This window comes from Bradyrhizobium sp. PUT101 (assembly GCF_052043945.1).
GTDB lineage: Bacteria > Pseudomonadota > Alphaproteobacteria > Rhizobiales > Xanthobacteraceae > Bradyrhizobium.
Window position 1 is genome coordinate 40,869 of sequence record NZ_CP197207.1, and the last position, 21,529, is coordinate 62,397.

General features: G+C 58.7%; 12 protein-coding genes. 8 read left to right on the plus strand and 4 right to left on the minus strand.

Annotation, left to right across the window (positions count from 1 at the left end; genetic code table 11):
• Positions 1–3 precede the first annotated feature (3 nt).
• From ACSHT2_RS00165 to ACSHT2_RS00175, 3 genes are read right to left on the minus strand one after another with little or no spacing between them, the layout of a single operon-like run.
• Positions 4–1,431, minus strand: a complete 1,428-nt coding sequence (locus ACSHT2_RS00165; protein WP_440639801.1) for an MBL fold metallo-hydrolase — start codon at positions 1,429–1,431, stop codon at positions 4–6.
• Between the two features lie 2 nt (positions 1,432–1,433).
• Positions 1,434–3,359 (minus strand): peptidase M4, encoded by a 1,926-nt coding sequence (locus ACSHT2_RS00170; protein WP_440639803.1) that lies wholly within the window; start codon positions 3,357–3,359, stop codon positions 1,434–1,436.
• A 55-nt stretch (positions 3,360–3,414) separates the two neighbouring features.
• Positions 3,415–4,467 carry a patatin-like phospholipase family protein gene (locus ACSHT2_RS00175; RefSeq protein ID WP_440639805.1) on the minus strand — a complete coding sequence of 351 codons (1,053 nt, stop codon included), beginning with the start codon at positions 4,465–4,467 and terminating at the stop codon, positions 3,415–3,417.
• A 685-nt stretch (positions 4,468–5,152) separates the two neighbouring features.
• Here ACSHT2_RS00175 and ACSHT2_RS00180 point away from each other — a divergent pair.
• The 8 genes from ACSHT2_RS00180 (at position 5,153) to ACSHT2_RS00215 (ending at position 19,508) form a co-directional block, all read left to right on the plus strand.
• Entirely contained in the window at positions 5,153–5,626 is a 474-nt protein-coding gene (locus ACSHT2_RS00180; protein ID WP_440639807.1) for a hypothetical protein, read from the plus strand.
• Between the two features lies 1 nt (position 5,627).
• On the plus strand, positions 5,628–6,857 hold the full coding sequence (locus ACSHT2_RS00185; RefSeq protein WP_440639808.1) for a hypothetical protein: 1,230 nt from the start codon (positions 5,628–5,630) through the stop codon (positions 6,855–6,857).
• 235 nt (positions 6,858–7,092) lie between these two features.
• Complete coding sequence (locus tag ACSHT2_RS00190) at positions 7,093–9,357, plus strand: AAA family ATPase (RefSeq protein ID WP_440639810.1); 2,265 nt, start codon at positions 7,093–7,095, stop codon at positions 9,355–9,357.
• A 5-nt stretch (positions 9,358–9,362) separates the two neighbouring features.
• Positions 9,363–10,190 (plus strand): hypothetical protein, encoded by an 828-nt coding sequence (locus tag ACSHT2_RS00195; protein ID WP_440639811.1) that lies wholly within the window; start codon positions 9,363–9,365, stop codon positions 10,188–10,190.
• Between the two features lie 51 nt (positions 10,191–10,241).
• Entirely contained in the window at positions 10,242–12,056 is a 1,815-nt protein-coding gene (locus ACSHT2_RS00200) for a hypothetical protein (RefSeq protein ID WP_440639812.1), read from the plus strand.
• 290 nt (positions 12,057–12,346) lie between these two features.
• Positions 12,347–17,893, plus strand: a complete 5,547-nt coding sequence (locus ACSHT2_RS00205) for a sacsin N-terminal ATP-binding-like domain-containing protein (protein ID WP_440639814.1) — start codon at positions 12,347–12,349, stop codon at positions 17,891–17,893.
• A gap of 230 nt (positions 17,894–18,123) precedes the next feature.
• Positions 18,124–18,972 (plus strand): TIR domain-containing protein, encoded by an 849-nt coding sequence (locus ACSHT2_RS00210; protein ID WP_440639816.1) that lies wholly within the window; start codon positions 18,124–18,126, stop codon positions 18,970–18,972.
• Positions 18,969–19,508 carry a hypothetical protein gene (locus ACSHT2_RS00215; protein ID WP_440639817.1) on the plus strand — a complete coding sequence of 180 codons (540 nt, stop codon included), beginning with the start codon at positions 18,969–18,971 and terminating at the stop codon, positions 19,506–19,508. Before ACSHT2_RS00210 ends, ACSHT2_RS00215 begins: the two co-directional genes overlap by 4 nt.
• Before the next feature lie 722 nt (positions 19,509–20,230).
• Here the strand turns inward: ACSHT2_RS00215 and ACSHT2_RS00220 are convergent.
• On the minus strand, positions 20,231–21,391 hold the full coding sequence (locus ACSHT2_RS00220; protein WP_440639819.1) for an iron-containing alcohol dehydrogenase: 1,161 nt from the start codon (positions 21,389–21,391) through the stop codon (positions 20,231–20,233).
• Between the last annotated feature and the right edge of the window lie 138 nt (positions 21,392–21,529).

Genomic DNA, 21,529 nt, shown 5'->3' on the forward strand with positions numbered 1-21,529 from the left:
TCGCTATTTAAATTCATAGTCGATAAACAATTCCCCGGAGGTCGAACGCTTGAACGCTTTCGGGAGCGATCCCGCTGTCTTCTCTGCCTTGTATTCCTGAGTGTCGACTTGGTCGCTTCTGGCCAACTGACCATTCATGCGTCCGCGGAGAGCCTCCAGCAAGGGCTCTCTCGGAACCTCGTTGTAGGCGTGGATCTGGGTGGAGCACATTCCAACGCACCCCATTCGCATGGCAGCGACGGCATCCTTGGGTGTGGCGTTGGCACTGCCGTGGTGGCCAACTTTGTAGAAATCGATCTTGTTCAGGATCGACGTCGCTTGCACCGTTAGTTCCGTATGTCCGGGAGTGCCGTACGCGCCGCCGTAGAGGAAATTCTCCCAGTTGCCCCATTGGGCATCACCAGCGAACAGCAGATGCCTTCCCTGGAAGTTGAACAGGACCACGAGGCTTTGATTGTTCAACGTGTTGTCTGCGGCTTTCGCGCGGGCCGCCAGCACATCGGGTTGGGCGTCATTCACAAGGCGCACAATCGCCTGATCGTCGTAGATTTTGAATGCGTCAAGGGGATAGCCGCTCTTGTCGGTATAGAAGGCCCGGGCAAACGGGCGTACAGGCTCGTCGTCTGTCTCAGTTTCCCCCATCAGGTATTGCTGGCTTTTCTTGGTCATTTGCGAAATCAACTTGGGATCGATCGGTGGCCCCAGGATTGTGGCCGACAGTCCAGCATCGGAGAGAACCTTGGGCAGGACCGGCTGGTCGCCGGCCTTGTAATAATTATGGTCTGCCTGGTTCTTGAACCCGCCGTGCAGGACGTCGAGAGCTTTCTGGTTCTTTGAGACCCCGCCGGCGGCAGCAAATCCGCCTGTGATGTTGTCGACCATATCCTTTAGCATCAACGAGCTGTCGTCCGCCCGCGCAGCCAGTCTCATGGATAGTTGACCAGCCATTGCGGTGAGGCTCGCCTGAAAGGCCATCGCCGCACCGTTCTTCGGATCTTCAAACCACGGCATCCAGACACGGTCGACCGTGAATTTGCTAAATATGTCGCTGCAGCTCGCAAAGCCCGAAATGTGGTCGGCATGCCGGTAAGTCATAATGATGAGGGCCAGTCTGGACCCACATTCTTCTGCCATTTGCTCCACAGCGTCCCGGATGCTCCCCAGATCCTGCGAATGAACGCCGCAATCAATGAGAATATGCTCGCTTCTTCCGCCATCGGCTGGCACGCTCAGGAGAAAGAAGTCGCCAAAGCCAACACGATACATCCGCACCCGCAACCCTTTGACGCGTTCGCTGGAAGGAGCGTCGCCGTCGGACGAATGCGCTTTCTTGCCGGGCTCCGGCACCTCGAGATTGTTGTCGCTTTTCTTGCCGGGGGCCTTTGCATTATTGCCCTTGCTTTTGGACGAGGATTTCTTTGCGAGTGCCATGGTCAAGCTCCGGCGTGCAACAAGCCAAAATCGAGCTGGAAACGAGCGTCGTCTCCGGTTTCGTCGACAGCGCCATTGTCAATCTTCTGGCTGATTGCCCGCCCGGTCGAAGCATAGTAGGTCCGGACACGATCCTCGCGCTCGGCACTGTGGAGCTTTCCGATTACAAACCGGATTCGCGGTTGCGGTCGATCGTCCGCGTTTGGCGGATCTTGTGATATCAGGAGCGTTACACCGTTTCGCATCGGGAAGGTTCCCGAGCCAGCGTCGCCGAATGGTCTTCGAGCGGTTTGGACCAATTCGACGACCATATTCACGAACAGTCCCCCATCTTCGCCCATATGAAACATGGGATGGAATGAAAGCGCCTGGATCCGGCCGAAGTCCGGATCGAACCCGAGCAGCCGGGCATTCTTTAGCGCGTAGGCTCGCAGGACGTCTCCGTTGTTGTCCTTCTCTGATTTCGTCAAGCCGTTGGGATCACCGAACTGAAGTCCGTCGACGGTTGGCAGTGCATCCCGTCGGACTTTGGGCCAGAAGAGCGATTCTTCAGAAAACGATGCGGCACCGTCGACGATGATTCCACGCAACCGGAATGCCTGCATCAGCGCGTCGCGAACGCCGTCCGGGTCCATCGGATGCAGGTCGAGGTCAGCCGTCAACACGGCCCGCAAGAAGTCTCCGAACGTGATATCGACCGGAGGGCAATAGTCGAGCGCGCGTGCACAAATGACAAAGAACTGCTCTGCAGTGCGGCTTGCCTCTGCTGCAAGGCGTTCTGCAAGAGGAGCGGGGAGATCGTCGTGGCTTAGACTACCGCCCCCGGCGCGATAGATCCGAAAGAGGTCGGCTGTTCGGCGGAGGTAGATCGTGAAGTACGCGTCGAACACCGCTGCGACAAGGATAGATCCGCGATCGTGAGGTTCGGTTTTGAGATTTATGTCGTTGGAATTTGGCGGTGTACCCAGCGCGCTACGGAGGGCTGCCCGCATGCCGGCAGCCTCTCCGAACTGGGTAGCAAGAGCAACGAGTGGATTGGCTTTTCCAATTTGCGCCTGGATCACTGGTCCTGTCGACTCGGGGGAGAAGTCGACCTCGGGCCTGAGGCGGAACTCGAACAATCTGCCGCCCGTTTTCTCCAGGGTGTCAAGAAGGAAGTCTTTGTGCGAAAAGTGCGAGAACAATGCGGCTAGGTCTGCAAACGCTTCGTGAAATGCCGGAACGTCGATGTTGGTAGGCTCGGTGAAGTATCCTCTTATACCGTCGATGATCGCGTGCGTCGTCTCGTGGGCGATAATGTCGTGTGACAAGCACGTAAAGACGGTCTGCCCGGGAAGATTGTTTCCCGGATTGGTGCGGCTTGCCTTGAAATATCCGAACAGGAGACCATGAGCCTCGGGACTGTAAAATGCATTTGCCTGGCACATGGCGTGGGGGAAGATATTGAGACACCGGGAAGCGCCGCGCGGTACCGGATCGGCGTCTGCCGAACGTTTCGTGCCTCGCCAGTGAATACGTCGTCCCAGCGCGAATTCAAATCTTTGCAGCGTTTCACTGGCCACTGCATAGACCATCTGCTGGTGAAAGCGTGGATCTGACTCACTGGGCGCGAGACCGCCGCGTATCAAAAGCCTCGGGTCATTCAGGTCGATCGGCTGGTAGAACGTCTTGTTCGCTCCGTCATAGTCGATGACTGCAAAGCGCTCACCGATTGGTCCCGGTTGAACCGCTTCATAACGCACCGAGGCGGTCATATAGTTTCCTACGAGCCGGCCTGCACTGGGATCGAATGCGTAGACGCTGAGTGGTCGCTCGCTTGGAGTCGGGATTTCCGATGAAGTGAAGATATCGGGAGGAGCCGAAGCTTCTGTTTGTGGCACATTTCCACTCTGATCGACTTCCTCACAGATAATGGCCGGACGTCTCATGGTATCGCCTCAAAAATTCGCAGACGGCCAGTGTGCATTGCAGGTTCCGCGTTTTTCAGTATTCGTCGGGGAATGGAAATCCCGTGGGATCAGGAATCTGGATGCCAAGTTGTGTCTTCAATGGTACGGCTGCATGTTTGCGCAACGCGGCATCGCAAATTGCGTAGCCCCAGTTCATGAGCTGATTCTGCAGCTTGGGCGGCATCCGCTCCAGACGTGTAGGGACTGCGGCCAGACCAGACGGATCTCTGGTCGCGCATTTGAGCGGATCACTTGTGAGTTCGTAGTCCGGGAACGACGTACGAATGCCCCAGAAAGCTCCGGTGTGATCGCCACGTTTGTATGACTCGATGAGGTGTCGTTTGCGCAGGCTGCGCACCTGATTGTCGATCGTGTCGAGAATACGCATCGAGTGTCGCACCCAGTCATGATGCGGATTCTCTTCGGGCCCAATCTTCTGGCCGGCATCACTGACCAGCAGCGTTTTGAAGCGTTTGGTTGTCTCCAGACCGAGGTTATCATAGACCCCGCCGTCACTCAGTACGGCTTGTGTTGTGAAGGGAGGACGGTTCAGCTGACTGCCGGTCGGCCCGTCCACGCGTTGCCGGATAGGCAAGACCATAGGTGAAAGGACCGGCGGAAATGCCGAGGAAGCAGCTACCGCGGTGCAAAGCAACACATCGGGATTCTTCACCAGGCCGACCAGATAGTCACCCATGTATGGCCGCGAGAAGCGCCATAGCGCGGAGCTCTGGATGTTTGTGGCATTGATGACAAAGCGTGGCGCGCTCCCTTTTGAGTCGTCAGGAAGATCGCTTAATTTGGCACCTCTGAACAGCACGTCATCATAGGCTTGAGCTACCTTTTCGCTAATCGAAAGAGAGGAAAATATCCCTCCAATGATGGCACCGGCGTCGACTGTCGTGTCGGCCATCGCTCGAATACGCTCGACAAGAAGGTCGAACTTTGAAGCCTTGCCATCCTTGAACTCAAGCTTGTCCCAGAGAAGGCCCAGGGCACCTGCAGTGATGGATCCGCCCGAGACGCTGGAAATCCGGGTCAGCTTCCCCCAAAAGACCGACTTCGTTAAGCCGGTAAAGGGCTCCAACGTGAAATACCATCGCACGGTACCCGCCGCCCGAAAGCGACAGGGCCACTCCGTCTTCAACCGCGGCACGTTGTTGCTGCGGATCAGTGAGCTCTTCTTCCATATAAATTTTCCCAAACTGTCGCACTCACTCGTAGGGCTTCAGCCCTCGGACAGAATGCAGTTGCGAAATGGGGTATAAAACCTTGCTGCGATTAGAAAGACGCGCGGCGTCCGGCCGTATCTCCTCTATTGCTATGCGAAATGCAGCCTGATCCATCGAGGCCTGACCGGAGCTGAAACCTCCGGCACGCGGCTTCAGCAGAACTGCGAGCCCCAAGGTCCTGTCCCCACGCTCGGGGAGCGTTGACAATGCGCAGGTCGTTCTCAATCACTTCAGTATAAAAATCGTCCATGCCGTCCCCCAGCACGGTTCAACTACAGCGAGAGCATCGCACAGGTTGCCGGGCTATTTCAATCGCTACCTGCCAAAATTGCAGCATGAGCTGGGCGGTCCTCCCGGCAGGGTGGGACTTCGTGTCTGAGGCGCCACGACCGTCGGTACATGTGCATCGCTCAAATGGAGAGGTGCTTCATTGCGACCTCGGTTGCGCGCGGCAAAACTTTCCTTTGACTCACCGCGTAGACGGATGCATATATTCTAGATTGCAATACTTTATGACTACTATCGAGCGGATTTTGGGGCATGGCCAAGGCAAGGAAGAGGCCGGCTCGCGCCAAAGGTAAACCGGGCAAGAAAGGAAGCGTCAGGACCCTCGCCAGGGATCTTCACGCGCATGCTGCGGAACTGGAGGCTGCGGGCGTCAACATGATGCTCAGGGCGCAACGCTTGCGCAATCGAGCGTTCGACTTGACCTCTACCGGCGCCATGACGTCGGGAATGGCGAAGGACATAGTTCTTCACGCGGCGGCGTCTCTGCCGGGCGGCAAGCCTTATAATCCTGCTACCCCGGATTCCACGAAGATTGATGGAGGTCTTGTTAACTCGTCTGGCGCGCCGGTGCCGGACGGGGTCTGGTATTTTGCGCAGTACTGCATGACGTTCGGACGCTTCGATACCGACAAGCTTGTTCTATGGCCAGAGGATGTGCGGACGAATGGAAAGACGCTCGGAGGGTTCGTTAAATGCGTCATGAATTTTTATCGGAAGAAACCGTGACTTGATCCGAATGACAGATGGCGGGGCTGGATCGATGAGATTTGCATGCATCAGCGCTTTCGTCCTCTCTTGTATTCTGGCGCCACCAGCGCGATCCGGTGAACTGACGAACTACCTGCAATCTTATTGCACGCGCTCCGATCTGGACGCCGCCGACGCGGCAACCTGCCGCAAGATTAAGAAGGCGAGTTCGCGCGAGCAGTCACCGCAGTCACCTGTGAAGCGTTTGGTCGAACCCGCTGTTTTGTTCGCGCCAGTGAGGAGCGGGGCAATGGCCTCGGCAAATCCGCTCACCCAGCCGGGGTGCTGGGACTATTCCAAGAAGCTCTTCATTCGTGCCGATCCACTTGACAACTTCTACTACGACCTCGACCCGCAAGCCGGCTCAAGCTCCGCGGACGCCAAAGGTGCCACGGCCAGCTATACCAATGATCAGTTATCCAAAACACAGAGTGCAACTGTGAACGGGCGGGCCAGCTATCTGTTGTTCGGGGCACACTGCCAGGATAATCCGCGAGAACCGTTCGTACTGGGATATGCGATCGCTCCTTTCGCTTCAGCGAACGGGACGTGGGCAGACCCGGCCAAGAAAGGTACGAATAGCTCGTTGCGAGCCGGCACCGATATCGGAATTGCAGTCTCGACGACAGAATGGCTGATACAGGATCATTTCTGGTATTTGTCCCCGTTCTATCAAACGGATTTTAGCGGGCTTGCCAGAATTCAAGGAGCGACTTTGGCTTATGAGCCGGTCGCCTTGAGATTTGGTCTTGGCGCAACCGGCGCCGGCAGTCCGTACTACAGCTTCTTCTGGCAGTTCCGAGGTGAGGCGGACTGGATGAACGTGACCGAGCCCGGTCTGACAAATCTCATCAAGGGCGATACGGTTCATTACGGAGCGATTCTGCGGGCTCACCTTGGACTATTCCCCATCCGGGATGAAACTCATCTCTGGCCCGACTGGCTGGTCGGACGCTTCTCAATCATCGGCACGGCGCAATATTTTCGCGACAGCCGCACGAACGCCGACCTTCCATATTACTCCGTCGCGCTTCAGTACAAGCTCGGCTCGTGCAAGCCGCCTGATCCCTCCGCGCCGAAAACGAGCGACGTCGCGCAGTGCGTCATTCCGGGAACGTCCTCTGTTTCTCTTGAATACGATAACGGAACGAACAAGGATACGTTGGTCAAGGTCAACCAGATTCTGCTCAAGCTCGGCTTTGCGCTGTGATGGGGCGCCGCCTCGTTTGAGGCATCACCGCCGGATTACGTATCCAGCTGAAAGGTTTGAAGATCTAGAGTTTTGTTAGTCTGTCCTTCAAGGAAGGCATGTCGTGCAAGCCCAAAGTGATCTTCTAGCCATCTTGCTAAAAGAGTTCAGCTCGCCCCTCGTTGTGGCTGCGTTAATTGTAGCCGTTTTCGTGGTCGCGCTCTTCTGGATGCGGACGCGAAGGACCGAGTCAAGCTTGCGCGGCGAGATCGAGAATCTTCGTTTCTCGCTGGATAGAGCAATTGATCCCAATAGCGTGACCGTGACGCCTGCGGCGCCTCAGCCGCCTTTGATTGTTCCAGAGGTGCTGGTGCGGGCTAGTTCGGCAGGTGAATGCGTTCTCGTTACGGGAGGAGGTTTGGCCGCACAGGCGGGCTTGCCCACGTGGACCGAGCTGTTGGCAACTTTTCTGTCCCATCTTGAGGCCGTAGACCAGCAGGCGGACTGGGCCCTTGTGCGAAACCAGGTTCTCAAGGGCGATCATTCACTCGCTTATGATCTGCTGGAGAGCCGCAGAAAGCTGGGAGCTCTGCAGGAGAGCATTGTAGATGACTTTGGAAAAAAAGTTGAGGTGCCTTCCTGGCTCTCCGACTTTTTCGGTGCTGTTCCTTTGGCCGGTGTCCTGACCATTACTCCGGACAATCTCGTGGAGCGCGCCGCCAGGCGCAAAAATCCTCTCATCTTTGCGTATGACGCTTCTACCGATTTCAGCAGGCTTATCCGCGACAGGCAGTTTTTCGTGGGCAAGCTCTATGGAGACCTGTCCTCACCGAAAAAGCTGATCGTGACTGCAAAGCAATACGGGTCGATGCTTGACGATATGCCGGAGCTCAAGACGTTCATAGCGTCCTTATTCAGCTCAAAGCACCTGCTGTTCGTCGGTATCAGTCCGGATGGCATTCTCGACTTCCTCGAGGCGACCGGGATCAGGCAGAGTGGCTCTCTGACACACTACGCGCTGGTGCCAGAACGCTCGGATCTGCCGGTTCTGCAGGAACGATTCCAGTCGAAGTACGACATTACTCTGCTCCGATATCGGCCTACGTCGGGGTTCCCCGAGGTGCCGAGATTTCTCGGACAGTTGGAAGCAGCTGTCGAGCGGCAACGAACAGAACAGCCGCACAGCCAGTCTTTTGAGGCGACTCTGGTGCCCTCCAAGCTCGAGAGCCTTCGACTTAATAATATCGGGCCTTTCCGTGAAGCTGCATTCGATTTCAGAAATCCATGGACGATTCTGCTTGGCAACAACGGATCCGGGAAATCGACGGTTCTGAAAGCGATCGCGCTTGCGCTCTCCGGCGAAGACGAGAAGGCGCGCTCCTATAGCCGTCAACTGCTACGGTCTGGCGCCGCTAGCGGTACGATCGAGATCAAGGTTGGAGCCATCACTTACCGAACTACTATCAGAAATGTGCGGGGGCGCGTCGAAGTAAAGGCGGACCAAATTCCTCCCTTGAAAGCGGGTACCCTTGTCGCTCTGGGTTTCCCGGCGGTTCGAGGGGTCACGCGGCCGGGGGTGACAACGACGGATAACGAATCCTATCCGTATCCGAGGGTAGAGGATGTGATCCCCCTGCTGGCCGGCGGCGCGGATGAACGAGTGGCCAATCTCAAATCGTGGATCATCAATACCTGGGTGAAGACCCAGACAGTAACCGTTCAAAGCCAGCGGGCGCGCCTTCAGGCGATGCTGGACCAGTTCTTCAAGTTTCTGGATGAGCTTACGCCGGGATTTGACCTCAGTCTGAATAGCTGTGACGTAGATAATCAGGAAGTTATCCTGGATACTGCAGACGGCCCCTTGTCACTTGATTTCGTTAGTCAGGGTATGAGCTCGACAATCGGTTGGGTTGGAGTGCTGTTTCAACGGCTTCTCGACATCTACAAGGATTCCGGAACTCCAGAGTCCGAAGCTGGTCTGCTTTTGATCGATGAAATAGACAGTCACTTGCATCCGGAGTGGCAACGACTTCTGTGTCCGAAGGTGAAACAGCTATTTCCAAAGCTTCAGGTCATTGCCACAACCCATTCCCCTCTGATGGTCGCGAATAGTGAGGCAGGGGAGCTGATGCGCATCCAGCGGGACGGCGCGGAACTTACTGTCGAACCGATCACGATTTCTCTTGAGGGTTACAGGGCAGACCAAATTCTCACGACGAATGCGTTCGGCTTAACTACGACTCGAGGTGTGAAGACGGAGGAGCGACGGAAGCGCTATGCGGAGCTCCTCGGGCGCATAGAGCGGTCATCCCAGGAGGAAGCCGAGTTTAAGACTATTGAGCAAGAGCTCGAGGCAGGTCCCCGCGCGGGTGAAACTCCTGCGGGTCGGTCTGCGGCGAACCTCCTGGACGCGCAGCTAAGAATGCAAATTGAGAAGGCAGTTGAGAAGGCTGAGGGCGACAAGGAGGCGTTGCTGGGCGAACTTGAGAAGTACGCGGCGAAGGTCAAATCGGGTGGATAGAAACATTGCGTCACATTGACTTCGATCCAAACAACTGCGCGTCCTGGACTAAGGAGCAGGTCGACTCGTGGAACGCCTGGTTCGAAAAGGCAAAAACGGCGAAGACTGCTCTTCAGGGGCATACGCCGGGACAGCCGCTCGTGCCCAAAAGTGAGGTTTGGGCCGAGTTGAAACGATGGCTACTGGATTACGTTTTTGCCGGCAAATGCGCCTACTGCGAAATCAAGATCAAGGGCGGGTTCTTCGGAGAGGGCGAACACTACAGGCCCAAGAAGCGGATTTCATTTCGGGAAAATGGCAAGCTCAAGGTGTTGGAAACGCCGCGCAACGACGGGTACTTCTGGCTGATGTATGATTGGCGTAACCTCGTTCCATCCTGCCAGGATTGTAACAACAAGAAGGTTGACCAGTTTCCCGCGAAGAAGCACATGCTGGACCCGGCGCTGGATTCCGACCAGCTCGATAACCTAGAGCATCCATTTCTATTGAATCCCTACCGTGATGATCCCTCAAAACACATCCGATTTGGAAAGTTCGGGATAGTAGCACCAATTGACGATATAGGCCGCGCAACAATTGAAGTGCTGGGACTGGACAGGGAGTCACTGACTGAGCGACGCCGCGAGAAGCAAGAACTGGCTCACACAGCGCTTAAGTTCGCTTTGATCCAGTATATTGGGAGCCAAATCTCACTCACCCACAATCCGGATTTGCAGAGACATATAGATCCCGGGGCTGAATTTTCTGCTGCCGTTCGCGACTTTATCGAATCTGCACACGCTGAATTCGCGGCAAATCTCGCCAAGCTTCAACCTGTCAATCCCGGACCATGAAGACGGTGTTGCTCCGCTGCGTTGTCACCGCTCTATTGCTGCGAGGGCCGGATGATTGATGCACTTCGTGTAGCGAAAACCGCCAACTTTCACAGGTTGAAGCGTTCGCTCAGCAACGCCGCGCTGGATGAACTCTTCCGCCGAATTCGCGCCGGCCAGCCGTCAGCTTCACAAAACATATTCTACCGTCGCCGCGCCCGGGCTGGGGCTTCGCACTGGTCGGGGATCTGCTTTACGTACGAGCGCACGCCAACGTTCTTGTCCGAGGAGGCGGGAATTCGGGAGCGGATTTGCGGGTTCCTTCTTCTGGTGGAGCATCGTGGGCATGTTGCCGTGTTCAAGTCCAAGCTTGAACTCCCCGCGGGATTTTCAACTCGTTACCTTGGACGAGTGCCGGCCGACAGAGTCGACATGACTGTGGCGCGTAAGGATGCAGTGTTTGAAAAGATCCGGCTCCGCAACATGTCCATCTCAAAGGACGTCATGCGTAGCAAGACATTCGAGGCGACCGATCTGAGTAACGTCGTCGGACCCGCAGGGGCAAACAGGTACGTACCGCAGGGCTACACAGTTCGATCGCAAGCCGGACATTATTCGACGACTCCCGCAACTGGTCGAATTGGACAACGATCCGACCGGGTCGGCTATCTAGCACTGATTGGCTATGCAACCAGTGTAATCGACGAGCTCGTGGACGCTCAGGAAGCTCCAGCAAGGTTAATCGGCACGTTTGCCCGAGCAATTGACCTGGCCAGCATTCAGGGAAAGGATCGTCCGGTCACATTCGCGGTCGATGTGGCGAGTCTCGTGGATGCCATCTATGATCGCGGCGATATCAGGCTGGTGCGCAAGGTGGCCGACAGCTATGTCGCCCTTTCGAATGTCGAAACGGACAATGTTTTGACTGAGCTGGACTGCGTGCTAGGCGTCGATGGTATCGGCAAGATGCTGGATCTCGTAGATCGCGCCACCAAGGACAAAATTGGCGCTATCGCAGTCAATCAGGGGCGGATTGCCTTGCGCGATCTCCGCTTGCCTCTCAGCACCAGCGTCGAGGTCGAAGATTCGAGGAGTGCTCTCGGCGAGGACCCCAATCGTCTCTCATTGCGACGGTATCTTGATCGCGAAGACGAGTTCATCGTGCTGTTTGATTCGCCGTCGCTTGCCTATATTGACGGGACGCTGTTCAGAGACGATGGCTTCGCTGACGGCGGCCTCGCTCTGTTGCGTCATTTGCGCGCAAATAGCCTCCTCAGTGGTGTTACTGACGAGAAGGGGTCGTTCACGGCCGCTCAGGCAAGTTTTGACTCTGACTCAACATTTGGGGTTATCGAAAAAAGCATCGCCGATGGAGACGAAGTTCTCGTCTGCGACGATTTGGGTGACGAATGGGCAGACTTTATCGGATTGAGTAATTCGAGCAGTCCTCCTCGCATCACTTTCTACCACGCCAAACACGGCGACCTTTCGCTAGGCGCCGGTCAGTTCCATATTTCGGTAAGTCAGGCGATCAAAAACCTGCAGCGGATGAGCCTGCCGGCAGAATCGATGGGGACAAAGATCCGAGGATGGAAGAAGGTCTACAGCAATAACGGCGTGAAGACCAGGATCCCGCGTACTCTTAGGGGAAATGTCGATCAACTTGCTGTTGAGTTTGCGCGTGCCCGGACCGCTCCAGACGCTATTCGCAGGGTCTTTATCGTGACGTCCTCGCTCAGCAGAAGCGCAGTCGAAGCGGCTCTCGCACGCATCAAGGCGGGCCACTCGCCAGATCCCTATTTTGTTCAGCTCTACTGGCTTCTGATGTCTTTCTTTTCAGCGTGCACCGAAATGAATGCGAACGGATATGTTGTTTGTCAGGATTGACCACCCGGCTTGCCGAGTTTGCAAGCTCCGTTAGCTGCCATATCAACATCATTACAAGAGAATCAGTGATAGGCGGGAAGCAGCTTTGAATGAATGGTGGGGAAGCGATCGGCCGACACTCGAATAGTCTTGCCTTTAAGGCGTGCCGTGCCGCAGCTCAGCTATGCTTCGACGTTCGGATACTTGCGATGTTTTCAAGGCCATGAGCACATTGTCGTTGCATGGGGGAAGAGCGGATCGCCGTTGTTGCTGATTCAAACGCTGCCGGCGCGCCGGGGCGAAGCCAGTCCATGGACGTGACCTCCGTGGGGCCGCGGGGGCATGTCGAGACGATCGCTGCGCGAAAGATCAGGGGCTTCCTGGGGACGATCGACGAGAGCGGAAGATATTACGACGCGGTCCACAAGCAGAACCAGAGTCTCTCACAACACATTATCGCCGACTATCACGGCCGCTTCCTGATCGAACTGATTCAGAACGGTCACGATGCGCACGACAGTATGCGGCGGGATGGCGAAATCGCGGTTTGCCTGGCGAGCGACGAGGGCCCAAGCGGCACGCTCTACGTCGCCAACAGGGGGGAACCGTTCCGCGCCAACAACGTCGAAGCGCTATGCGAGATGGGGCTTTCGAGCAAGCCGCCCGGGGAGGCGGTTGGAAACAAGGGCCTCGGCTTCCGAAGCGTGCGACACGTAACGGACAAGCCGCAGATATTCTCGCGGCTCGTCGAGGGCGCGCCAGGCGACGCGTTCGACGGCTACTGCTTCACGTTCGCTCGTGATGCAGAGCTCGATCCGTTGCTGCCTGATGAAACCAGGCGAAAGATGGCGCGCTCGGACCTGCCTGCGTTCTATATCCCGCGCTGGCTCGATGAGGTGCCAGACACCGTCGAGGATTTCGCGAGGCGCGGCTTCTCAACACTTATACGGCTGCCGATCCGTAACGAGGCGGCTCTTAATGTCGTTCGCGACGAGATGCTCGGGCTCGCAAAGGCCGAGGCGCCGATGCTGCTCTTCCTGCGCCGCATCAGCCGCCTCGAGGCCGTAATCGAGGGCGAAAGGTCAGCGGACGCCGCCGTTTCGCTCGTGCTGACCCGGGAGGAAAAGCCACTGGTCGGGACGTCCGGGCCTTCGCTGGTCGATCTGGGCGAGAACGGGCAGTTTTGGAGCGCGCGTGCCGAGATTCCCGAATCCGAGATGCGGACGGCGGTCGCGGAGGGCTTGGAATCGGGTGCACTTCCCGCGAGCTGGAATGGGTGGAAGGGAGCGGGCGAGGTCGCGGTGGCAGTGCCTATCGGCGTGGAGCGCACGGGCTTTCATCCCCGGCTCTACACTTTCCTGCCGATGGGACGCGGGGCGTCATCTCCGTTCTGGGGGCATCTCCACGGCAGTTTTTTCCCGAGCTCGAACCGGATGAGTCTCGATCCGGCGGTCAAGGTGAACGCTCTTGTGCTTGAGCACGCAGTCAGGCTCGCCTCGAACACAGCACGCTGGCTCGAGGAAAAGGTGTCGCGCGGAAAGGATGCGGCCGTTTCGGCGGTCACGGCGGCGAGAGCTGCAATCGACTTGCTGGTCTGGAAGACGCCGGCGAGCCTGATCCAAGGCGACGGCGAGGACGCCGGCGAGAACAAGGCCGCCGATCTGGGGGCTAGTATGCAGGCGGCTATCGCCCGACGCTGGTCGGCCGCGTCGTTCGCCGAGGCCGAGTTCGTACCGTGTCTCGGGGATTGGAACGGCGATCCCCTGAGGCGCCCGGAATTCGGTCCCGTCCGCTGGTGCACGCCTGCGGCCGCGCGGAGACCGTCGGCCAAAGGCTCATTCTCGCTGGACGTTATCGCGCGCTATGGCGGCCCCGCAGGGATCGAGTCGCTCTGGCCGGGCCTTGGACAGCGCCGCACCGATTCCCTTGCGGAATTTCTGCGCGTCCACTCCGGGGGACACTTCAAGGATCGTTTGTCGTCTGCCGAACGGGCCGAGATCGTAGAGGGGTTGGCCAGGGCGCTGGCCAAGGCGAAGCGGCACAGCTGGGCTCGCTGGCGCGCCTTCTACGGCGATCTATCGGACTTCATGGAGAGCGACGGCACCGCACTCGCGGGGCGGAAGATTCTGATCTGCCAAGACGGAAGCCTTCGGGCAGCCCGATCGAGTACGCCGCTCGAGCAGTTGCCGGGTGACTCTCCCAAGACGCGTCGCCGCAGAAATCCGCTCGAAACCTCCGTCTTCGTGCCGCCGCGTCGCGGCGATGCCGAGGAAAGCATTGGCGAGGAGCTCTATCCGCCTTCTCCAGTCCGCGGCTTCTTCGCCTTCCTGCACGATGCGCTGCCCTGGTACGACGACCTCGCGGACGCGCGTCTGTTCCTTGAGAAGAAGCTCGCGCAACCGTTTGAGAGCGAAGCCCTTTTGACCCGCATCTCGCAGATTGTGGAACGGGTCGAGGCGAAGAAGGTCCGGACCGCCGGTCTGCGCTGGGCCTTCACGATCTGGCGGCGCTCGGTGGCGGTCAAGCGCACGATCACGCTAAGTCCGAGCTACCGTCTGTACGTGCCAACCCTCGGAGGCGACTCCATCCGCGCCTCGGAGGCAGTCTTTTCGTCCCAGTGGCCGGACCGCACTCTCGGTCGTAGACTGCAACAGTTCCTCGAACTGGCGCCGATCGGATCGCGCGACATCAATGAAGTCCGGGAGCGTCGGATCGCGCCGCCGTCGGACCCGGCGTTCGGAATCAAGCACCTGGAGGAATGGACCGACTTCCTGACCGGGATTGGCGTCCAGCGCGGGATGCAGCCCCGATCGGTCAAGCTCGAACACTACGTCGAAGCCTGGCGCGTCACGAGCTTCGCCTTTTTGAAGGATCTCGGCCTTCCGGATGCCTTTGGCTCATTGCTGAAGGAGGATATCACGAGCCGTCCCGGGTGTAGCCTCGTCCTGCAGTCGTCGACCAGCTACGAGGTGGCTGATCCGCTCTGGTGGCTACCCGGGCAGTCCGATGTCGGCGACTTCACCGACGACGCTCTCGATGCTTACGCGACGCTCATCGTCGACTGGATCGGCCGGGTCGAGCACCAGCATCTCTGGATGGAGGTGCGTCATAGACATAGCTACAGGTCAGATACCCGGAAATGGCCAACGCCGCTCGCCGCGTTTCTGCGATCGGCCGTCTGGGTGCCGTGTGAGGAACCCGTCGCAGATGGATGGAAGCGACGACGCTGCAAGGCGGCGGACGTATGGCTTCCGACGGGCTCGGATCGTTATCCGCCATTTCTTCGGCGTCCGTCATTCGAGCTGACACGCGCCCTCGACCGTGCGCCTGAGGCGGTGGTCGATCAATTGCGCACGCACGCCGGGTTCAGGACGTTTCTCGCGAATGAGACCCTGCTCGATCAGGTGGGCTTCCTTGCGGAGCAGTTCGCTGAAGGCGGCGTCAGGCGCTTCCACCAACGCGAGCTGGTCAACATCTATAACCGCAGCCTAGTGCGCCTCGCGGACCAGTACGGTTCGCCGCAGGCGCCGGCTCCTCCCGGAAGGCCTCCGACCAGGCTTCTCGCGCGCCGCCGTGGCGAACTCGGGTTAGCGAACCTCGTAGGCAGCGGGGCGGAGACCGTGTATGTGCGCGACAGCTCGGATTCGATCGCGACAGGGCTCGTCGAGGTGATCGGCGATCCGCTCGTCGACGTTCGAACCACCGAGCCGGCCAAGATCGGGACGCTTCTGCAGCGGCTCTATGGGAACCAGATCCGCCGAACGTCAGAGCTTGCCTACGCCATCCATGTCGGCGGTGCGCCGCTGGGGGAGCTCCCGCGCGGCTCGCGGCTAGTGGATCTGTGCCCGTGGCTCCGCCCTGTGCTAGCCGTGGCTCTCGAGGCTTTGGACAGCATCGATCTCAACCGCCTGCCTGCGGACCGGTCGAGCATCATCCAGTCACTGGATCGCATCGAGCTCCAGATGAAGGACAGCGTGAGCTTCATGCTCGAAGGTCGCAACGTGACGCCGCCGGCGCCCCGTGCGGCCTATGCGTTCCAGCGGACCGACGGCGAGCCCCTTGTCGTCATCGTGGGTGAGGGAGCGTTTAGCTGGTCGTATCTGGAGGCGGCACTCCCGGCGATTGGCGACGCGATGCAGCATTCCGCCGTCGTGCCGCACATGAAGCTGCTGATCCGTCAGCTCTCCTTTGACGGAATTCCGGTCGATAATCGGCCCGTTGGGTACGAGGATTTGCTCCGGCTCTGCAGGTCCCTCGACCTTGGCGAAAGGGCGAGCGAGGCCGCACGCGACGCACTCGGCGAGCGGATCGACCGTCAGCTTCCATGGCTGCGGGCCGTCGTTCATGTGGTCGGTCGCGAGGAGGCGCTGAGGACGTGGCTGGACGGCGAACTCGCTGCCACCGAGGACGGTGCCGCCCTTATCGATCTCCTGCGCGTCTGCCTTCCCGTGGGCGCAGTTTCGCCCGAGAGCGTCGTCGAGGCCATCAAGCTGAGCTTCTCCATTGGCGAGCTGCGGGATCGGCTGGCACTCGACTTCGCCGCCTTCAACGCGAGCCTCATGGCGACGGGAAGCGCACCCGACGTTGACCTGGCGGGGCAGACGTCGCAACTCGCGTATTTCGTGCAGGACCGTGGCATCGCCATCGGCGATGCGCTCAGGAATATGGTGGCGCCAACGGTCCTAAAGTTCGAGCCCGAAGAGCGCTACAAGGCCGCGCGCGAGGGATTGTCCAACCTACGGCCGGATCCAGCTTGGCTGCAGCGCTTCCAACGCGTGCCAGACGAACTGCTCGAGGAGCACGTGGAGAAATGGCTCTCGGCGGAGGGGGCCCCGCCGATGGGAAGCAATCCACATCGGCTCGAGGATGTGGCGGCGGTCCGGGCCGCGAACACGATGGTCGTCAGACAGACCGGACGAAGGGCGCAGCCGCTCGTGCGGGCGTGGAGCGTCCAGCATGCCGTGCCGGCCCACGACCTATGGCGCGATCCTGGAGTGGTCGAATCGGACCTGCGCCGGCGGCTCGACGATGCCGGGGTGTTCGATTGCAGGGCCTGGAGCGAGGGTGAGATGCTGACCTGGTTCGGCCGGCTTGGGCTCTGGCCAACCGGGATGGAGCTGACGCTTGATCGGGAAAGGCTCGGTGTTCCCGAGACGGAGGTCCAGGCCGCGGCGCAGAAGGCGCGCGAGGAGCGCGAACGTCGCGATCGCGACGCGCGGTCGCTGCGACTGAACGGCGAGGTGCGCGATCCTCAGACGGTCGATTGGCTGAAGCTGTCTGAGGAGATTGCGAGTGAGCTTCCGAAGACCGTGCTCAACAGACCGATCGGTACCTTCGCCAATCTCGCTCCCGCCGAGGACGCGCGGCAGCGTAATCGCGGTTCCGGCGCAGGTGGCGGCGGCGGCGCCTACAGCGGCATTCCGCAGGAGAAGAAGGACATGATCGGTCGGCTCGGCGAGCTGACCGTGTACCACTGGCTCAAGGCGCGGCAACCTGGTCAGGACATCGACCGCTGCTGGGCGTCCGGCAATGCGACGCTATTCAACGGACAGGAGGGCAACGACGGACTCGGTTACGACTTCTGCATCGGCTTCAACAAGCAGACCTGGTACATTGAGGTGAAGGCCAGCACGGAGGATCCGTGCCAATTCGAGCTCGGCGAGACCGAGGTTCGTAAAGCGCGCGACGTTGCCCGCTCCAGGTCGGCCGAGCGCTACGTGATCGCTTATGTGGCGAACGTCGGTCAGACAGGCTCGACGATGGTCGACATACTTCCCAACCCGCTAAGCCCCGATGCCGATGGGGTTCTGAACATTGCCGGCGACAGCATCCGCTACAATTTCAGCCGGCGCCGATAGAAGAGGTCAACTCGGATCTGCAACGTTAACCAGTGGGAGGCGGCGCAGTCCAAGCTCGTTGCACTCCGGTTCACCTCCAGTCTTGCCAGTTGAAGTGGTCAGGTACTCGAGACGCGTTCGAGAATTCGCCTTGGATAACGTTGCTGACAACGATTTCGTTGTCGAAGACGACGATGTCGGCTATTCACGTCCCAAAGCCGACGGCAACACGGATTGGTCAGGGGAAACGAATGGCTGAGGCGCCCAACGACGGCTCCCGATCAAGCCCATCTGTATTCATCAGCTACGCTCGATCCGATGCGGACATTGCTGCCGAGCTTGCGACGCGGCTCGAGGCTGCTGGCATCGGCGTCAGGACGGACTCACACGTCACGCCTGGGGAGAACTGGGCGTCGGCGATCGAGGGGCGCCTTCGGGCCGCCGACTACCTCATAATCCTCGTGACGCACGCGGCGTTGGCATCCGACTGGGTGATGGCCGAGACCTCCCAGGCCATTCGCGAATTCAGCGACAGGGCAGTGACGGTCGTCCCGGTGCTCCTCGAGAACGTGGAGATGCCGCTCTCCTTGTCGAGGATACAATATCTCGATTTTCGGGGTGACAAACAGCGCGCCATGGACGCTTTGGTGTCGCGTCTCTCCGCGAGTGTCGACATCGACTTTTCAGAGTTCACGCCGCAGGCCTTCGAAGGCCTCGTAGGAGACTTGCTGGTCGATCTGGGGTTCACGGTCGAGCGGGAGCCCCGGGTGCATGGTAAGCAGTTTGACTTCAGGGCGAGCGTGCCGGTGCGTGATCCGTTTGGCGCCCTCGTAACGGAACAATGGCTCATTGAGGCGAAGCACCACAGCAGCGGTCGGGTCAGTGTTCAAACCATTAGGGAATTTATCGGGTTCGCACATTCGATTAACGCACTCGAGAATACCAAGCTCGCGTTGATCGCGAGCGGCCAGATTACGTCCGCCGGCCGAGAAATCTTGAAGTCCGCTCACCTGCGCGTCGTAGAAGGCGTGGAGTTGAAGCGGATCCTGCTGACGCGCCACCATTTGGTCGCCAAGCATGTGGACCGGCGGCTCAAATGAGCGACCCAATCGCGCTGCGCGCCCGCCTTAAAGCTTGTCCACCGGGCCTTGCGGGCTGGAAGGAATTTGAGGACGTCTGCATCGAGACGTTGACCTACCTGCTTGTGCCGCCGTTGGCGGCACCAAAGATACAGCCGCGGTCGTATTCTCAGATTGACCGGCGGGACGCGATTTTCGCTAACCGTAACCACGAAGGCCCCGGGCATTGGCCACATCTCTACAAGGAACTCGGCGCCAGGATGGTGCTGTTCGAATTCAAAAACTACGACACGAGCGAAGTCGGGAAGGATGAGGTCAATCAGACCCGCAACTACCTGACCCAACCGATGGGGCGGTTGGCTGTCCTGTGCGTGAACAAGAAGCCAAACCATGCCGCTCACGTGAAGCGGAACACAATCTTCAGCGAAGAGAAGAAGCTTATTCTCTTCCTAACCCCGGATGAGCTGATCGAGATGATCGCGATCAAGGAACGCGGGGACGATCCGGCCGACCTCATCATGGACTTGGTCGAGTTGTTCTACATGCAACACGAGTGACCGGACAGGACGAGGAGGGCCTAAGGCTCCCGGGTGCTGTGCCTCGGGTATAACCAAGAGTTCGCCCGCAAATTGCCTGCTCTGATTTGGGCAATGTGAGGAACGCTCTTCTCGATGCACCTTCGGAAGAGAAATGACGCATTGTGAAACCAGTGCGGTGGCAAGCCTTTTCCGTTCAGCTCAAAGGGGGCCTTAGCCGGAGGGCCGACGACGCTTGACGGTATCGGACAAAAAGAGTGGAGGGAGCGACATATTCGGTTGCCTCGAAGCACATGCGCTCACTTTACCGATTGACTACGATAGCTGGCGAAATAGCCATCTCTCAAAGCAACGAAAATTTTGTTGTGAATTCAAGATCGAAAAATTGCGACGGATGTACCGTCGGGATTTATCCGTCAGCGTTGCGAATTTGTGCTTACAAATCAACGCGGACATCTCGCCGTAAGCGATTGAGTGGGAGTAGGGGGGGCGGCGGCTGCCGCGCAATTTGGCGTGGTTTGGTGAGGATGTTCTCACTTCCTCTCATATCCGAGCGTTGACCCGAGTTGCGGCCTCCACTTAACCCCTATCAGGGTGTGAATCCCACAGGCTTACGCAAGCAGCGTATTGTGGCGCGCTCCGGCGTGCCCACGAGCTCAACAGGGTGTTTTTGCTCTCATGAGCCGATCGCACGTTGCGGCTTCGCGTAGCGATCGGTGTGGAGATACTTCGCTGATTAGTAGCTAAGCGGCCATTCGCAGCAGATCGACGATGTCGGCTTCGCTCTTGAATGGCCGTGGATTGGCCAGGACGAAGCGATGATTGATTGCAATCTTGCTAATCTGGTCAAACTTGTCTTCGCCAATCCCGACGTCGGCAAGACGGCCGGGCAATCCAAGTTTCTTGGTGAATTGCGCGAAGGCGGCGGCGGCTTCCATACCGGGCTCGCCAAGGGCCGTCGCCAGGCGCTGCTGCGCATCCTCGGTGAACGGTTTGTTGTAGCGAAGCAGGCTCGGCATGATGACAGGTGTGCAATAGTAGTGAGGAACGCCGAAGGTCCCTCCGAGCACATGACCGATGCCGTGGCTGGCGCCCATCGGGACCCGCGCCTGGAGGCCAAAAGCGGCGAGCCACGCGCCGTATTGAGATAGCCGACGCGCCTCCAGATCATCGGGTTGTTGCAAGGTCCGGAGCATTCCCTCGCGCAGGGTGCGGATGCCTGCCAGGACGACCTCGTCGGCGAGCGGCGTGCCGGCGGGCGAGCACAATGCTTCGATGCCGTGGTCCATCGAGCGCGTTCCCGATCCCATCCACAGCTTGGAAGGCGTGTGAACGGTGAGGGCAGGGTCGAGAATGATCGCGACCGGCATCATCCGGGGATGAAAGAAAATCTGCTTCAGCCTGTTGCGTTCATCGGTGACGAGCGCTGCTGCATTGTATTCGCCGCCATTCAGCGTGGATGGTACCGCGATCTGTCGAACTTTTGGCGATCGGAACGGAGAGACGGTGACGCCAGGGCCCATCGGGAATGGATCGAAACCCGCTTCGTCTGGGATGTCATGTTCCATCGCCATGATGACTATCTTGGCGAGGTCGATCGCCGAGCCGCCGCCGATAGCGACGACCAGGTCGGCTCCGGCGTCTTTGGCTTGACGGGCAACCTCGGCAGCTTGCTTGCGCGTGGTGTGCTCTGCAATTCCATCGAAGGTCGCGACATGTCTTCCGCCGAGCGCGTGCCGGATCTTCTCGATCTCGTCGGTCTTGGTGTTCAAGGTGCGGCTGACGATCAGGAAGACGCGCTTGGCATCCAGTCGCACCGCTTCATCGTTCAAGGCGTCAGACGCAGCTTTGCCGTAAACGACACGATCGATTGCCGGAAAATTGTGTATCCCTACTTTGCGCATTGCGGTCCTCCCAGTAAGTTCAAAAACAGAAGTAACTATAAGCTCAACGATGGAAGCGTGCAATGAACCAGCTGTGACCCGTAGGATCTGATATATACCATTGCTTAAAGCGGCCGTATCGCTCCTGGACCGGGTCGC

Bases quoted from the DNA above. Each gene is read 5' to 3' on its own strand.
- ACSHT2_RS00220 (WP_440639819.1), bottom strand. From the start codon at position 21,391: ATGCGCAAAGTAGGGATACACAATTTTCCGGCAATCGATCGTGTCGTT.
- ACSHT2_RS00200 (WP_440639812.1), top strand. From the start codon at position 10,242: ATGATTGATGCACTTCGTGTAGCGAAAACCGCCAACTTTCACAGGTTG.
- ACSHT2_RS00215 (WP_440639817.1), top strand. From the start codon at position 18,969: ATGAGCGACCCAATCGCGCTGCGCGCCCGCCTTAAAGCTTGTCCACCG.
- ACSHT2_RS00205 (WP_440639814.1), top strand. From the start codon at position 12,347: ATGGACGTGACCTCCGTGGGGCCGCGGGGGCATGTCGAGACGATCGCT.
- ACSHT2_RS00170 (WP_440639803.1), bottom strand. From the start codon at position 3,359: ATGAGACGTCCGGCCATTATCTGTGAGGAAGTCGATCAGAGTGGAAAT.
- ACSHT2_RS00210 (WP_440639816.1), top strand. From the start codon at position 18,124: ATGGCTGAGGCGCCCAACGACGGCTCCCGATCAAGCCCATCTGTATTC.
- ACSHT2_RS00165 (WP_440639801.1), bottom strand. From the start codon at position 1,431: ATGGCACTCGCAAAGAAATCCTCGTCCAAAAGCAAGGGCAATAATGCA.
- ACSHT2_RS00180 (WP_440639807.1), top strand. From the start codon at position 5,153: ATGGCCAAGGCAAGGAAGAGGCCGGCTCGCGCCAAAGGTAAACCGGGC.